We start from the raw sequence: 642 nt of genomic DNA, 5'->3' as shown, positions 1-642 counted from the left end.
AGTTCAGCGAGTAGATCTTGAGAAATTTCTTCAATATCAATATCTGAATAGGATGAGCTATCTATATAGATGTGAATATCCATTACCCGCGAATACCTTCTGTTGTGAATACTAAACCCTATTATGTACGATAGAATTAAATTACTCTAAATAAAAAGTGCACTAATATCTCGACCAAGCTCACGTCAAACATTGCGACTCAAAAAACTCAAACCCAGAAATAATAATGCACGCTTTTAGTGCTGATCATTGTTTTTAGCGCTACGTTAGTGCACACATACAAGCAATATACGATAAATTCAAGAATTTCCTCTCCTGCTATTGAAATCCAATTTCAATTTAATTAATTTTGCACTGCCTTATAACAGTGCAATTTTGAAAATTAATTTTTGCACCAAAAGAACTCCGGCGCCATACGAAAAACAATATAAAAACGATAAATATCGCTTAGGCAAGAACTAATTACGCCATTTATTAAGCGACTCAGACATACAGGGCTACATATGAAATTAATTACGGCAATCATTAAACCTTTCAAACTAGATGACGTCAGATCAGCACTCACCGAATTAGGGCATCACGGCATGACTATCGAAGAAGTTAAAGGCTTTGGTCGTCAAAAAGGCCACACAGAGCTCTACC

At 35.7% G+C, this 642-nt stretch carries 1 protein-coding gene; it reads left to right on the top strand.

All coding sequences use genetic code 11. The features are described from left to right. Positions 1-503: 503 nt before the first annotated feature. Positions 504-642 (top strand): P-II family nitrogen regulator (locus A3735_RS10920; RefSeq protein WP_197485856.1); only part of this gene is annotated, 139 nt, incomplete at its 3' end.

Source organism: Oleiphilus sp. HI0061, from assembly GCF_001635675.1.
This window is presented reverse-complemented; position numbering and strand designations above follow the sequence as displayed.